13 protein-coding genes and 1 pseudogene are annotated in these 14,313 nt (G+C 59.4%); 1 reads left to right on the plus strand and 13 read right to left on the minus strand.

What is annotated here, in order from left to right; translation table 11 throughout:
• Positions 1-212: 212 nt before the first annotated feature.
• Together AB8B02_RS19070 and AB8B02_RS19075 are read right to left on the minus strand one after the other, a co-directional pair.
• The gene (locus AB8B02_RS19070; RefSeq protein ID WP_439064865.1) at positions 213-1,904 is read right to left on the minus strand and encodes an outer membrane beta-barrel protein; all 1,692 of its coding nucleotides are present in this window, start codon (positions 1,902-1,904) and stop codon (positions 213-215) included.
• A gap of 209 nt (positions 1,905-2,113) precedes the next feature.
• A pseudogene (locus AB8B02_RS19075) lies at positions 2,114-2,555 on the minus strand (helix-turn-helix transcriptional regulator); the annotation flags it as partial.
• A gap of 175 nt (positions 2,556-2,730) precedes the next feature.
• On the opposite strand from AB8B02_RS19075, the gene AB8B02_RS19080 reads away from it, so the two are divergent.
• The gene (locus AB8B02_RS19080; protein WP_439064866.1) at positions 2,731-3,432 is read left to right on the plus strand and encodes a hypothetical protein; all 702 of its coding nucleotides are present in this window, start codon (positions 2,731-2,733) and stop codon (positions 3,430-3,432) included.
• A 125-nt stretch (positions 3,433-3,557) separates the two neighbouring features.
• On the opposite strand, the gene AB8B02_RS19085 is transcribed toward AB8B02_RS19080, so the two are convergent.
• From AB8B02_RS19085 to AB8B02_RS19135, 11 genes are all read right to left on the minus strand, one after another.
• Positions 3,558-3,911 (minus strand): GrlR family regulatory protein, encoded by a 354-nt coding sequence (locus AB8B02_RS19085; protein ID WP_439064867.1) that lies wholly within the window; start codon positions 3,909-3,911, stop codon positions 3,558-3,560.
• A 251-nt stretch (positions 3,912-4,162) separates the two neighbouring features.
• A complete protein-coding gene (locus AB8B02_RS19090) occupies positions 4,163-4,372 on the minus strand; it encodes a ribbon-helix-helix domain-containing protein (RefSeq protein WP_439064868.1) in 210 nt (69 codons plus the stop codon).
• Between the two features lie 357 nt (positions 4,373-4,729).
• Entirely contained in the window at positions 4,730-4,966 is a 237-nt protein-coding gene (locus AB8B02_RS19095) for a hypothetical protein (protein ID WP_439064869.1), read from the minus strand.
• 50 nt (positions 4,967-5,016) lie between these two features.
• Positions 5,017-5,466 carry an SRPBCC family protein gene (locus tag AB8B02_RS19100; protein WP_439064870.1) on the minus strand — a complete coding sequence of 150 codons (450 nt, stop codon included), beginning with the start codon at positions 5,464-5,466 and terminating at the stop codon, positions 5,017-5,019.
• Positions 5,467-5,956: 490 nt separating this feature from the next.
• Entirely contained in the window at positions 5,957-8,431 is a 2,475-nt protein-coding gene (locus tag AB8B02_RS19105; protein ID WP_439064871.1) for a xanthine dehydrogenase family protein molybdopterin-binding subunit, read from the minus strand.
• The gene (locus AB8B02_RS19110; protein WP_439064872.1) at positions 8,428-8,910 is read right to left on the minus strand and encodes a (2Fe-2S)-binding protein; all 483 of its coding nucleotides are present in this window, start codon (positions 8,908-8,910) and stop codon (positions 8,428-8,430) included. The genes AB8B02_RS19105 and AB8B02_RS19110 overlap by 4 nt, the downstream gene beginning before the upstream one ends.
• Complete coding sequence (locus AB8B02_RS19115) at positions 8,907-9,785, minus strand: FAD binding domain-containing protein (protein ID WP_439064873.1); 879 nt, start codon at positions 9,783-9,785, stop codon at positions 8,907-8,909. Before AB8B02_RS19115 ends, AB8B02_RS19110 begins: the two co-directional genes overlap by 4 nt.
• A 10-nt stretch (positions 9,786-9,795) precedes the next feature.
• Complete coding sequence (locus AB8B02_RS19120) at positions 9,796-10,494, minus strand: ABC transporter ATP-binding protein (protein WP_439064874.1); 699 nt, start codon at positions 10,492-10,494, stop codon at positions 9,796-9,798.
• Positions 10,487-12,241, minus strand: coding sequence for a branched-chain amino acid ABC transporter ATP-binding protein/permease (locus AB8B02_RS19125; protein ID WP_439064875.1), 1,755 nt, complete (start codon positions 12,239-12,241; stop codon positions 10,487-10,489). The genes AB8B02_RS19120 and AB8B02_RS19125 overlap by 8 nt, the downstream gene beginning before the upstream one ends.
• A complete protein-coding gene (locus AB8B02_RS19130; protein ID WP_439064876.1) occupies positions 12,238-13,107 on the minus strand; it encodes a branched-chain amino acid ABC transporter permease in 870 nt (289 codons plus the stop codon). The genes AB8B02_RS19125 and AB8B02_RS19130 overlap by 4 nt, the downstream gene beginning before the upstream one ends.
• Positions 13,108-13,135: 28 nt before the next feature.
• Positions 13,136-14,278, minus strand: coding sequence for an ABC transporter substrate-binding protein (locus AB8B02_RS19135; RefSeq protein WP_439064877.1), 1,143 nt, complete (start codon positions 14,276-14,278; stop codon positions 13,136-13,138).
• Positions 14,279-14,313 lie beyond the last annotated feature (35 nt).

Here is a 14,313-nt window from a genome sequence, read left to right on the forward strand (position 1 = left end):
ATGGGCCACCGCCCCGGCCGTCACGCCTTGGCTACCGCGAAGGCCGTGCCACTCATTACCGGCTTTGGTCGGCATTGAGGGCGTGACAGCAAAAGAGAGCCGCTGATCTTGAGACTTTCGGTCGGATATGACGACAATTGCGAACCAAAATTCCCGGAGGTCAGCGGCATCGAAGCGCGGCGCATCGGACGATCGGCCACGGCTTTCGCCTCTTAGTCGGTATTAAACGAATAGGCCGCTTGCAGGAAGCCGCCATAGCGCTCGGTGCGGACCGGCAGGGTCTGACAGGGACATGGCGTGCCGAAGAAATTGGTCTTGGCATCCTCCGTGGCCCACATCGCCCAATAGCGCGCGCCTGCACCGACGGAGAATGACGGCGTCACATAATAAGAGAGGATCGTTTCCAGCTGCACGCCCCTGCCTTCGCCGCTCTCCGGCGAACGGGTATCATATGCGTTGCGCAACACGTGGTCGTCGACGCCCGAAAAGCGAACATAAGGCAGATAGGCCGCATCGCCGGTGAGTTTCAGCCGATCGTTCAGCATGACGACCCCGTTAAGGCCGACTCGTAACGAATGCCACGTATCGTCCTCCGTGATCGCCAGCGTCGATCCAGGGATCGCCGGCACACAAGGTGCCGCGACGGTCGCATTGGCGATCTGCGTGCAGCCATAGGCCGATTTGTTCTCACGATAATAATTGTAGCCGATGAACGGGCCCACATTGACTCCCGGGCCGCGGATAAACGCATAGCCGACATCGACCGTAGCATAGGCGATACTGCCCTGCACGGGGTCCGACACCGTGTTCGAATAGGGAACACCGTAGCCGGGCATCCAATCCTCGTCGTTCATCTTGCCGCTTAGCAACTTGCCGCCGCCGATGAAGCCCTTGAGGAAGAAATCGGCCAGGCCATCGACACGACCGAACACTTCGCCAGAGACCGCCGGACTCTCATAAGTGAGTCGCGAGTTCAGGATGTTCTGCTGTGCCGGATCGGTGCCTGCACCGAGATCCTTCTGAAAACGACCCGACGAATACCAGACGCGTCCGCCGATCTCGATGTCGCCGCGCATGCTCGGATCTTCAACACTTTGGGAGCCGCGCAGATGCATGTTCTCGGCATCGTCCCACCGCGCATCGGTTTCGCCGCCGAACTTCATGTTCAGCCCGACTTTGACAGTCTGGATGTTCTGCGAAACGCTGGTGCTGCCTGGCGACGTCGTCCCATACAGCGCAAAGGGCGGAAACGGCTGGAAATAGCTGCCGGGCGTCGACATGCCGAAGCTGTTGAAACCGGCATAGTCGTATTCCACCTTCACCGACCAAGCTGGCGCCACCGCCCGTTCGATGCCGACGCCTGCGGTCCAGCCCCATTGGCTGTTCTTTGTGCCAGTCGAGAGGTCAATCGGGTTGGTATTGATATCAATCTGCTGATTGAGCCAAGCGACGCCACCTTTGCCATAGATCAAGGTGCGTCCGGCCTCGCCAGTCGCCAAGCCAACGCGCCCTGTAACGGTGCCCAGCGCGTTCTGCCGCACGCGGCAATTGGCCGACAGGAAATAGCCGGATGACGCAAGGCACGTATTGGTGCCATTGGAGCTGACTGCGCTAATATCGGCCTCGACACCGAGCACCAGATTCCGGCTCGGCTGAAAATTAAAGCCTACCTGCGCGCCTCCCAAAGCCGTCGGCGTTCGGACATCGCCGCCATAAACGGCCGGGCCATTGCTATCTGTAAATCTGGATTGTCCCAATCCGCCGCCGATATGGACGCCGAGATAAGGTCCGGCCCATGTCCAAACCGCGAGGGGATAAGGCTGACCGTATTCCGGCAAATCCGCAGCGACCGCGTGGCTTGCGCCAAGCAGCAGAGAAGCGACGACAACAGATACTCTGGTCATGGGCCCCACTCGAACACCGCACCAAGATTGCGCGCAGCTTCGGCGAGATTCGTTAAATTTCCCCTTTACGATCCGCTAACTATGTTTTTTAGCAAGACGTCAACGATGACAGACCGGCGACGCGCTCTTACCCGAGCGACAGGCAGCAGGCGTTGTTAAACAGGCTATTGGCCTTTCGGAGCGGGTAGAAGCGCTCGCGATGTATGGGCTCAGGCTGCGGCGCGCGCGAACTTGCCGGGCGGGCATCCGAGGCGCTTACGAACGCAGTGCTGAAGGCGCTGGCAGACTCGTAGCCAATCTCTGCGATCCGATCTAGCGTCTTGTTGCCACGGGCTAGAGCGTCCTTTGCGATCGCCATGCGCCAGCGCATCAGATACTCGATCGGCGCGCATCCCAAGACTTCACCGAACCGGGCCGAGAAGGCAGAGCGCGACATGCTCGCAAGCTCTGCCACTGTCCAGCTGGCGCCGACATCGGTATGGATCGCCTGTAATGCGCGGGCGATCGCCGGATCCTGCATCCCGCTCAACAGGCCTCCCGGGCAGCCTCGTTGCCAAGGCTGCGCCAGCGAAGCGCCTCGACCAGCAAGGTCTCCAGCATGCGCTGAATGATCAGCTCTTTGCCGGGATAATCGGTGGCGCATTCCTCGGCGCTCGGCGGGCGCAAGCTTCTGCGCAACGATCTCTCATAGCGCTAGCTCAGCGCCTCAATCGCCAGCGACGCGCCAATACCTCCGATCTGGCCGTCTCCCAAACGGGCGTACCCCGCGGCAATTTAATGGTCCGTCGATCGAATCCCTGTCAGCCGATGCTGAAAGGAATTGCAGATGATTTGCCCAGATATCAACAAGCCAATCTCGTGGAATCGGCGAGCATTGGCCGGAACCTGGCACGTAACGCTCAAGGTGGACGGGGTGCGGGCCATTTGGCACGACGAATTCGGGTGGATCAGCCGCGCAGGCAAGCCCCTCTATAATATTCCGCCGTATCAAGGCGGCCCTCGGGACTGCGAACTCTATGTGGGCTCGTTTCGTGACACGATCAGAGCAACTCGCACCAAGTTCAGAAAAACGGATACTCCAACGATCCTGCGCGAACACCTCTTCGGGCTCGACATACTTGACGGCCGGCTAAACGCCGGCGCCCTGATCGACCCATCTGCCGAAGACATCTTTGCGACGCTTAGCAGTGCACAAGCATCAGGATTTGAAGGCGTCGTCCTTCGCCAAGGAGTTCGATGGATCAAGGTGAAGCCGCACGAGACGCTAGATGTGCCGATCACCGGATTCAGTGAAGGGCGCGGCAAACATGCTGGTCGCCTTGGGATCATCGCCACTGCACTCGGAGACGTCGGCTCTGGCTTCTCAGACGAGGAACGAGTCGCGCTCTGGGCTGAAGCAAATGCCGGCACACTCATTGGGCAGGTTGTCGAGGTTAGTGCCATGGAGCTCAGCGCGGCCGGTAAATTTCGCCATCCAGTCTTCGTCCGCATGAGGCCAGACAAACTGCACGGCAAAAGCAGGCGCTAAAACACTGACGGCTGTGTCCAGATCATCTCATTCCCATTGCAACACCCCGCGGCGTCCTGATGCGTAGAAAAGCTCGTTCAATCGCTCCAGTTGGCGTCCCCGACGTGCGCTCACGAATGTCGGATTCAGCCTTGCGTTGGTATAAGCAGCTGTAGTTCAGCCCTGAAAGCAACACTGACCTTGCCGACAAGTGCTGTGCCCTCGACCTTTGCAGTCTTGCCGGCATAAGATCCCGAGAACCCGCAGCTGACTTCCCGGCCGCCAAACAAGAGGTTCTTCCCCGGCGCATCGGTGTGTTGACGCGTCATCAACTCGCCGCGCCATCGTCCATTCTTGGCATCGAAGGTCCCTGCGTAATAAAAGAAGCTGTCGCCTCCCATAAGCGTTCCATCCTGCAAGTGAATAATGCCAGACGCTCGGCGGCGATCCTCTCCATCCATCGAAATGCGTATCGAATAGAGCCCATTGGCAATTGGCATGGACAGGTCCGGTTCGAACCGAGGCGAAAATCGGCTAAGTTAAGAAGATCGCGGAAACTTAGAACTCGCAACGATATAAATACATCGAAATCTCGGTTAATGGATGCGCCAGATCGTCTGCGCTTCGGAAAAATGACTCAAAGCGCGGCTTGGCCATCTTCCCATTCGTACTGCGGATCTTTCAGCCACCCGGGAGTCCAGGGGGGAGCGGCTCGTACTGATGCGCATGTGGCCGATGCAGACGTCCAGTTCTAATCATGATGACCTATCTCGAAATGTCCGAGGACGAAGACCCGGATCGCCGATGACAAATTTGGGCACCCGCGCATCTCTTCGATCTGAGCGATCACGTTGGTGACGGAGTCCCCTCGCTCATCGGCAATCTCTTTCAGACCTTCCCAGAAGGCCTGCTCTAACGTCGCGCTGGTTCTAATCCCACAAACGACAACGCCGCGTTTCATCACCAGCGACTTTCCCCGCGGCTTCACAATCTGCCCTTTACGCTAAGTTGCCCGCAGCAGTGAACGATCGGCCAAAGTCCTATGCCTCACCGACCATCCAGGAAAAAGCCGCGCCACCGAGAGATGACGCGGCCAAATTGATGTGATTAGCCCAGCGTGGGCGCTGCACCCTAGCTGGAACGATTATTCCTCACTCGTCTATTCGTGACGCGAGCCCAGATTCTTCCTTTTTATTATAGATCCGACCTATTTTACTGCAATCCCATTCCTATCCAGTCCCCGCAGAGGCTTTCGTGCACCTTAGATCTGGCCGATGAGCGGCAAAGGGTCCCCTGACAGGGCAGAACACGACGGCACTCAGCGCGCGTTCCGATTCCATCTAGGGCGGATCACTGCGCTAAATGCGTGAAGCGGCGTGCGCGGATCGTCATCAGCATGCTTGGAATTCATCGTTGCGCCCCGCCGCTCGAACAAGCCTCGTCGCAGGTCATTGCACGGCTTGAATGCCGGATTGTCACTGGTCACACACGGCAGCAATCGTCGGATGATTTCCAATTTCACCCCGGCGGCGCCCAGCATCTTGATCTGCCGCACGATTCTCAGGTCTGCCGGACCATAGTCCGCAATAAACAGCCTGAGTTCTCTCAGTTTACGCGAAAGGCCTTTGCGAAATTGCCGAAGAATTCGTCGGCAATTTTCTTGGCCGAGCCATTGATGAGGCGCTGACCGAGCTGAGCAAGCTTGCCACCTATCTGAGCCTCAACATCGTAGGTCAGGACCGTGCCATCGCCGTCTTCGTGAAGGACCACGATTGCCCCGCCCTTGGCGAACCCCGCAATGCCGCCCTCACCCTCGCCCGCTATGCGGTATCCATTGGGCGGATTGAGATCGCTCAGAGTAACCCGCCCTCTGAAACGAGCTGATACGGGCCCAACTTTGATCTTCGCCGTGGCCCGAAAGCCGCCGTCCTCCGTCTGCTCCAACTCTTCGCAACCGGGGAGACAAGCCTTCAGCACTGCCGGATCGTTGAGTTTTGCCCATACCGCTTCCCGTGCGGCTTCCAACCGGACCGAGCCGTTCATCGTCATTGCCATCAGTAACTCCAGGTTGTCGGGTCTTAAAATTCAATTGTTCGCCATAGCCGCCGATTGATCGCCATAATCGACTGTGCCCATCCGCCCCGACAACGATCAAGCCACGCAAGTTATTCGTGTCACCTCTTCACGAGCGGAGATCTCGAAAGCGACAGCGGTTGGAAGGCCGTCTAGCCGGGGATGATCCGCCAGAAGTCTGTAATTGTCCCATCGCCCCTTCGATTCCGAGAGCTTTTTGATTTGGAACAGTACGTGTCGTGGATCATCCCGCCGTCCCTCCCGGATATTGCCGTCCTTGACGAACACTTCGTCGATTCGGGTCTTCTTCATCTCTCCCATCACAGCGGCGGAGTCGGTGGTCGGCGGCCTTTACAGCCTTCAGATATGTCACGACCGATGAGTAGATGGAGGCCTGTGCGGACGTTGGCATGCGGTTGATTTTCGCCTGGATCCACGGTTGCCAGAGTCGTTATCTAATGTCCGCCGTCGCCTATATCGCTGGTGGATACATCGCACCTGGCTCGTAGTACGGCGTGGATGGCTTCGGCGACGGGGCGCTGGCTCGTCCCCTCAACTCATGCAAGAACGAGGGAGTGACTGGCAATTCATCGACAAATATCCGTTCTTCGGAGAACGCGTCGTCAATAGCCGAGGCGATGGCGGGCATCGCTGCCAGTCTGCCGCCCTCCCCGCACCCCTTGATACCAAATTCTGTAAAGGGCGATGGCGTCTCCACGTGATCTACAACGATGTCCGGCACCTCGTGTGAGGTCGGCACCGCATAATCACCAAGGGTAGCCGTTACGAGCTGCCCTTGTTCGTCGTAGTGATACTTCTCGTAGAGTGCCGTCCCGATGCCCTGCGCGATACCGCCCCGGATCTGGCCATCCACTGTTTTCGGATTGACGATCGTGCCAGCGTCATGGACGGCTACATAATGCAGGATCTCGGTCTTGTTGGTCGCCTCGTCGACCTCGACGACGACGACGTGGCAGGCATGGCCGACGATCGGATAGAAAACGCCGAGGTCCGAGCGATCCGCATTCGGCATCGTGGTGTACGGGTGGTCATATGTGTATTGCGCGACCAGCCCACTCCGGAAACTGTCATCGGCCGGAAATTGAAGTCGGAAGCTGTGCGCGGCCCGCGAGACCTCGGCGAATGAAAGCCCCTTCGTCGGCTCGTTTCGCGCAAAAATCCGCTCGTCGTAACATTCGAGCTCCTCAACCGCGACACCGGTGCGATGAGATGCGTAACGGAACATCTTTGCCTTCAACTCGCGGCACGCACCTGCGATCGCGCCAGCCAGCATGACGGTGTAGCGGCTGCCAACCGGACCTTTCGAGATCAGTCCGTTATCCGTTGCGGCATAGTTGATTGCGATACGCTGCGGATCGATGGACAGGTTTTCCGCAACAAGCTGGGTAGCCATCGTCTCTGGATTGTTGCCCCAGTGCGGAGCGTAGAGCGTTACAATCGCGACACCGTCCGGATTGAGTTTGATCTGCACGCTTTCGGGGCTACTGGACTGCGGCAAGATCGGATTCTTATCGAGAAACCACAACTCTGTCACGCTGAGCACACTGCGCTCGTTCACCGTCGAGATACCTATTCCGATGCGCTTGCCACGCTTGTTGGCAGCGGCCTTCTTGGCGCGCCAGTGCGGAATATCCGCGAGGCCCAGCGCGCGGTCGAGAACCCGCTCGTAATCGCCGCTGTCATAAATGTTGCCGTTCGGAATGCGATACGGAAACTGCTCCTTTGCAATAAAATTCTGACGCCGAAGTTCGATCGGATCCCGTCCGAGCTCCCGCGCCGCTTCATCGACCAACCGTTCGATGACAAAGTTTCCGACCTCACCTCCGAAGCCGCGATACGGCGCCTGCTGCGTCTTGTTCGTGACGACCGCAGTGAGGTCGTATTCAAGCGCCTCTATCCTGTATGGGCCGGTCGCCTGGGCCAGCGCGTTACCGTGCGAGCCCGTGTTCATCATGAAATAGGCCCCGTAGTCGTCGAGCACCTTGAGGCTGAGACCGGTGAACCTGCCATCCTCATCGACCGCAAGCGCAGCGTCGTAGACACGGTCCGAGGCGTGCTGGTTCCCGTTGGCCATGTGTTCGAGGCGGTCCTCCAAATATTTCACGGGACGGCGGACCTTGCGTGCCAAGGCGGCGGCGATCAACGGCACGTGATATAGCGAGGACTTACCTCCGAAACTTCCACCCACGTCGCGGATGTGGAAGTTCATCTGATACGGCGCGACACCAAGCGCGCGCGCCAGCCTTGCACCGATCACGCTCTGCTGAGACATGTTGGAGTAGACGGTGAATTTGCGTTCCGCCGGATCGTATTCGACGACGGCGCCGCACGTTTCAATCGGCTGCGGCGACACACGCGGCCAGCGGAAGCGGCGGCGAATGACATGCTTGGCATTTCCGAAGGTCTCGTCCACTGGTCCCCACTTATAGTGGCTCCGATGAACGACATTGCTGCCGAATTCCTCGTGAAGCACCGCGTCTCCGGTCGCGGAGACCGCCTGCTCGGGATCCACGACTGCCGGAAGCGCCTCGTAATCGACCTGGATCAGCGCCACCGCATCTTCGGCGATGTACCTGCTCTCGGCGACAACCGCGACAACCGGTTCACCGACGTGACGAACCTTGTCGATGGCGATGCAATGCTGAATGACGGGCGGATTGCTGAGCGTCGGGAGAGGACCGGTGGTTTCCGCCAATTCGCGGCCGGTGACAACCGCGAGTACCCCCGGCAGGCGGCGCGCTTCTTCAACATCGATCGACACGATATTCGCGTGGGCGTACGGGCTCGCAAGAACGGCCACATGAGCCATCCTCGGCAGCGCAACGTCATCGACATACTTGCCGCGCCCCATCAAGAAGCGAGCGTCTTCTGGACGCTTGATGCTCTGGCCGATCCACCGGAAATTCCGTCCCGAAGGGCTATTCATGGCCGATCTCCTCTCGCAGCCCGGCCAGCGGCCTCTACTGCGTCAATGATGGTCTCGTAACCGGTGCAGCGGCACAGATTCCCGGACAGCGCCTCGCGGACTTCCTCGCGGCCAGGACAGTTGACGGTCCGAAGCAACTCTGTCGCGGTCATCAGGAAGCCTGGCGTACAGAACCCGCACTGAAGACCATACGCATCACGAAACGCGTTCTGCAGCGGCGAAAGGGCATCGTCTTGTGCGAGGCTTTCTACGGTCTCGATCACGCATCCGTCCGCCTGGACGGCGAAAGTCAGGCAAGAACGGACCGAGACACCGTCAAGCAGGACCGTGCATGCACCGCAGACGCCGTGCTCGCAACCGACATGTGTTCCGGTAAGTCCGAGATCAACCCGTATGAAATCCGAGAGAAGCAGTCGGGGTTCCACACTGTGAGTCATGGCCTCGCTGTTAACGGTGAGCTCAATGGTCTTTTTGGTCACGAGGCATCCTCCGACGAACGGTCCCGGGCATTTGTGAGCGCGCGCACGATCAGGGCCCGGGTCAAATCCTTGCGGTAGGCGGCGCTCACACTCGCGGTGGAATGAAACTCCACCTCCCTCACAACGGCTTCTGAGGCGGCGGCAATCTCCTCCGTCGATAGTCGCGTACCCTCGAGCTTCCGGTCCGCGCGCTCGATCCTGACGGGCTGGTCCGAGATCCCAGTCAGATATACAACCGCGTCGTCACACCTGCCGTTCCACATGCGGAGCTTGGCCGCGACGGCCGCCATTGCGAAGTCGCCCTTTCGCAGATTCATCTCTTCGAAAGCGCACCATTCTCCAGCGGTCCGCTTCGGTATCCTGATTTCGACAAGCAGCTCATCTGCCTCCAGCGCCGTCGTGAACACCCCCAGAAAGAAGTCGCGGGCTCGGACGGCCCGGCCTCCTTCATGGTTGCGCAGCACCATCGTGGCATCCAAAGCGCACATCACCGCTGGCATTTCCGAAGCAGCATCCGCATGCGCAAGGTTTCCGCCGATCGTGCCGCGGTTGCGGATGGTCGCGTGCGCCACATGTTCGTACGCCGCGGTAATCATCGGGGCGTGCTTCGCAATCACCTCGCTCGACTTGAGCGCAGCATGCCGGGTCATCGCGCCGACGAGGAGCTCGTCGTCGCTCTCGCGGATATATGCCAGATCATGAAGTCGGTTGATGTCGATGATGATTGCAGGCTGAAGCACCCGGAAATTCATCATAGGCACGAGGCTTTGGCCCCCCGCAAGAAGCTTCGCATCGTCGTTGAGATGGGCGCGCAAGACCTGCAACGCCTCGTCCACGGTCGCTGGACGCACATATTCGAACGGAGCAGGTTTCATTTTTGCTTCCTCAGAATCCGAGATAGGCTTTTTGAATCGCCGGATCGGCGGCGATCGTCGCGCTCGGTCCCTCTTTCACAATAGCACCTGTCTCCATCACATACGCCCTGTCAGCCACCTCAAGCGCCATTTCGGCGTTCTGCTCCGCTAATAGAAGCCCGAGCTTGCGCTGCCGAAGCTTGATTAAAAGCTCCGCTATCTGATCGACGATGATCGGGGCCAAGCCAAGGGTGGGTTCGTCAAGGATGAAGATCTTCGGCTCGGACATCAGCGCCCTGGCGATCGCGAGCATCTGTTGCTCTCCACCCGACATGCTACCCGCCCGCTGCGTAGATCGCTCGCACAGCCTCGGGAACAGCTCAAACATCTCCTCCACCAGCGCGGCCTGCCGGGACTGGGTCCGGGCGACCGTACCCAACTGCAGATTCTCGAGAACGCTCATCTGTGCGAAGACGTGACGGCCTTCTGGAGACAGCGCGATACCGTCACCGACGCGGTGCGTGCTCGACGTCTCGGAGATGTCCTTGCCGTCAAAGCGGATGCTGCCCGTCGCCTCAGCCAGGCCGACGATGGCCTTCATGGTGGAGGACTTGCCTGCCCCGTTCGCCCCGACCAGCGCGACGATCTCGCCGGCGCCGACCGTGAGGGATATCTCGTTGACGGCGCGTACCGGGCCGTAATTCACCGATAGCCTTTCGAGCTCAAGCATGGGCGACCTCCTTCTTTAGCCGCTTTTCGCCGAGATACGCCTTCACCACATCGGGCATGTTGCGCACTGCGACAGGGTCGCCCTCCGCCAGTTTCTTCCCGTGATGCAGAACTACGAGTCGATCGCAGAAGCTCATCAACATGCGCAAGTTGTGATCGACGACGGCGAGCGTCATTCCCTCGTCACGGAGCTTGCGCAGCACATCCGCGAGCCGCAGGGCCTCGGTGTGATTCAATCCGGCCGCAGGTTCGTCAAGAAAAAGGATGTCAGGGCGCGCGGCGATGGCGACCGCAATGGACAGCATCCTCTGTTCTCCGTAGGCCATCGTGCCCGCCGGTTCGTCAGCGCGCGCCGAGAGCCCGACCTTGTCAAGACATGCTGTTGCCCAAGCAGCCCGGGCCAGCTCCCGTGTGACGAAACTTCTGGAACGAAAAAGCGCGGCGAATAAGGTCTCCTTGAACAGGAGATGGCTGGCAATCATTACGTTTTCGAATGCGGACAAGCCCGGGCATAGCGCGGTGTGCTGGAAGGTGCGGACGAGACCGAGCGCCGCAATCTCGTGCGGAGGCAGGCCGCCGATCTGGTGTGCGCCGTAGATGACGCTTCCCGACGTCGGACTGACAAAGCCGGAGATCAAGCTGAGGCTCGTCGTCTTGCCTGCGCCATTGGGTCCGATGATCCCAACAATTTCACCGGGCGTGATGGAGAAGGATACGTCCTGCACAGCCTTCAGGCCACCGAAGCTCCGCGACAGCCCTTTGATTGCCAAAGTCTGCCGTTTCGGTTCGGATGCAGGAATGGTGACATCTGACTTCCCACGGGGATTTCCCGCCGGAGACCGCACGGGAAGCAACGACAGCAGGCCTTCGGGCCGTAGGCGGACGACGAGAAGCAGGATGAGCGCGAAGATCGCGATCCTGTATTCATCGACGAACCGCAGCGTTTCCGGAAGAATGGCAAAGATAATGCCACCGACGACCGGCCCCAGGAGCATGCCGCGGCCCCCGAGGATCGCAGCCAGCAGTCCCGTTGACGACTGCGACAGGCCAAACAGATCGGGGCTAAGAACGAGGATCTTTGGCACCAGAAGCGCACCTGCGAGCGCCGCGATTCCGCCAGAAAGTGCTATGGCAAGGATTCTGAACTTGAGCCCGGCAATCCCGATGCTCTCCGCAAGATTGGGCTGGTCGCGCAAAGCGAACCAGGCCCTGCCATAGGGACTGTTGACGAGCCGCTTCAACGCCAGCAGCACGAACGCCACCACAATCAGGCAGATGATCAGGTGATATTGCGCGAAGGTCAGTCCGGCCGCTTCGAAAGCCGGTATCCGTGGACGCGGCACGATGATGCCCAGAGGGCCACGCGTCAGACTGACCCAATTGAGCGCGACGAGGCGGAAGATCTCGGCCGTGGCGAGCGTGGCGATAGCGAAATACGGCCCAGCCAGACGCAGCGAGGCGAAGCCGACGAAAACACCAAGGATCACGCCGGGAATGATCGCGATTGGAATCGCCGCCCAGTAATTCAGGCCCAGATTGACCGAAAGCAGCCCTGCCGTGTAAGCGCCAACGCCGAAGAACGCCGCATGTCCAAACGAGATCAGCCCAAGATAACCCAGCGTGACATTGACCGACAGACCGAGAAGAGCGAGCACCGCGGCATACGTCGCAAGCCCTGCATAATAGCTCGGCGTCAGACCTGCAGCGATGATAAGGCCGACAAGTACGATGGCTGGAATGAATTTCATGAGAGACCGCCTGAGAAGAGCCCGCGTGGCCTGACCAGTAACGTCAACAGCAGCAGACCGTAGATAAACGCGGACGCGACTTCCTGTGGGAGCCAAATGCTCGACACCGACTCGACGATACCGAGCAGCAGGCCGCAGACAACTGCGCCCGACACACTGCCCATGCCGCCGATCACGACCACAACGAAAGCACTGATAATGGCATGCTGGCCCATAGCCGGACTGAAGGCGACCGTGGGTGCGAGAAGAGCGCCCGCGAGGCTGGCGAGTGCAGCCGCGACGATGAAGGTCGCCGTCCTTATCTTCGGCACGTCGATACCGACCACCTTGGCAGCGAAAGCGCTCTGGGCCACGGCGCGGAGCTTTCTTCCAAAGGCGGTGCGCCGGAGCGACCATTCGAGAATAACCAGCAGGCATACGCCCACTACGATCGCAAACATACGCTGGTAGGTCAGCGTCACCGACCCGAGCACGAATGTACCGGGCACACCATCGACGCGGATAGGCTGCGGTCCGTAGGTCGCCAGTATCGTCTGATAGACGAGTATCCCGACTGCGAAGGTGCTTATCAGCACGATCGAGTCACCGTCCGGCCCGTCGAGGACAGGCCGTACCGCAATCCGGTCAACAAGGAGGGCGAGCAGGACTACCGCCACGACCGCCGCCGGGAGCGACAGAAGGTACGGAAGCCCGAAGTAAGAGGTCAGGATGGCGGCGACAAAGCCGCCGATCATATAAAATTCGCCGTGCGAGAAATTAATCACGTGCAGCACGCCGAATATCAGCGTCAGGCCCAGCGCCAGTAACGCATACGCCATTCCGACTGAAAGGCCGTTCGCCATCTGTTGGAAGATAAGAGTGCTCACGCTAATTCCCCGTCCTTACGATCGCGCGTCAGGATTTCACTTCCACGACCTTGCCACCGCGCACTTCGACCCGGACGACATTGTCGCCGGAGGCTTGGCCTGAGGCGTCGAACCGCACGCTGCCTCGCGGGGTTTCCCACGTGCCTGCACGGATGGTCTCGGCGACCTTATTCGTATCCTTTTCACTGCCCGCCGCCTGGATCGCGTTAGCGGTGATCCAGACCGTCTCGAAGCCAAGGACCTCGACCTTGCCGGGCGTCTCGCCATACTTCTTCTCGTAGGCGGCCACGAACTTCTGGTTGAGCTCGTTCTTGAGCGTCGGGCTGTAAACGTCCTCCGAGAACACGCCTTCCGCTGCCGCGCCGCCGATCTTGGGAGTATCGTTGTTGAGCAGCCCGGGCGTGATACAGCGCTTGGGATTGTATCCAAGGTCCTTCATGCCACGCAGGATGTTGCCCGACTGCTCCGGATTGCTCGCGACGATGCAGACCAGATCCGCGCCCGATCCGCGCAGGTTGCTGGCCATCGCCGAGAAGTCACTCTGCGTCATGGAGAAGAGGTCCGAGTAGACCAGCTTGTCTCCGAATAGGGCCTTGAAGTTCGCGACGTTCAGCCTGCCGTAATCGTTGTTCTCGGCGACAAGTGCCACCTTCGAGGGCGCGACAGTATCAACGAGATAGCGATCGAACGATTTTGCATCCATTGCCGAGGTCGTGTTCAGGCGGAAGATATTTCCGCCGCCTTGCTTGGTCACATCAGGATGCTTCGGCACTGCCAGCATGAGGAGCGCATCTTCCGACTTAATCACAGGGATCACAGCCAAAGCGACCGTGCTGCTGATCTCGCCGACGACGAACTTCACTTCATCTTGTGTCAGCAGCTTCTGGACGGCAGAAACGCCTTCGACCGGCGCGTAATTTGTGTCGTAGGTGACCAGCGAAACCGGGCGACCCAGGATGCCACCCGCCGCGTTCAACATCTCGACAGCGATATTACTGCCCTGCACGCCCTGCTTTCCGATGACGGACTTCGTCGGATAAATCACGCCGATCTTCACTGGCTTTCCGGACTGTGCGCACGCTTTCATCGGGTAACCTGCCGTCAGAAAAGCACCGACAGCCAACGCAGCAAGCCCTCTACGAGAAACTACCATTTCAATCTCCCTAAACATTCTTATTGCGAGACGTCTTCGTTCCCGCATCGCTC

Source organism: Tardiphaga sp. 862_B3_N4_1, from assembly GCF_051811085.1.
Taxonomy (GTDB): domain Bacteria; phylum Pseudomonadota; class Alphaproteobacteria; order Rhizobiales; family Xanthobacteraceae; genus Tardiphaga; species Tardiphaga robiniae.

What these genes read in the sequence shown, in the direction of transcription:
- AB8B02_RS19135 (WP_439064877.1), bottom strand. Translation starts at nt 14,278, where the DNA reads ATGTTTAGGGAGATTGAAATGGTAGTTTCTCGTAGAGGGCTTGCTGCG.
- AB8B02_RS19125 (WP_439064875.1), bottom strand. Translation starts at nt 12,241, where the DNA reads ATGAAATTCATTCCAGCCATCGTACTTGTCGGCCTTATCATCGCTGCA.
- AB8B02_RS19085 (WP_439064867.1), bottom strand. Translation starts at nt 3,911, where the DNA reads ATGCCAATTGCCAATGGGCTCTATTCGATACGCATTTCGATGGATGGA.
- AB8B02_RS19115 (WP_439064873.1), bottom strand. Translation starts at nt 9,785, where the DNA reads ATGAAACCTGCTCCGTTCGAATATGTGCGTCCAGCGACCGTGGACGAG.
- AB8B02_RS19105 (WP_439064871.1), bottom strand. Translation starts at nt 8,431, where the DNA reads ATGAATAGCCCTTCGGGACGGAATTTCCGGTGGATCGGCCAGAGCATC.
- AB8B02_RS19080 (WP_439064866.1), top strand. Translation starts at nt 2,731, where the DNA reads ATGATTTGCCCAGATATCAACAAGCCAATCTCGTGGAATCGGCGAGCA.
- AB8B02_RS19090 (WP_439064868.1), bottom strand. Translation starts at nt 4,372, where the DNA reads ATGAAACGCGGCGTTGTCGTTTGTGGGATTAGAACCAGCGCGACGTTA.
- AB8B02_RS19070 (WP_439064865.1), bottom strand. Translation starts at nt 1,904, where the DNA reads ATGACCAGAGTATCTGTTGTCGTCGCTTCTCTGCTGCTTGGCGCAAGC.
- AB8B02_RS19120 (WP_439064874.1), bottom strand. Translation starts at nt 10,494, where the DNA reads ATGCTTGAGCTCGAAAGGCTATCGGTGAATTACGGCCCGGTACGCGCC.
- AB8B02_RS19100 (WP_439064870.1), bottom strand. Translation starts at nt 5,466, where the DNA reads ATGGCAATGACGATGAACGGCTCGGTCCGGTTGGAAGCCGCACGGGAA.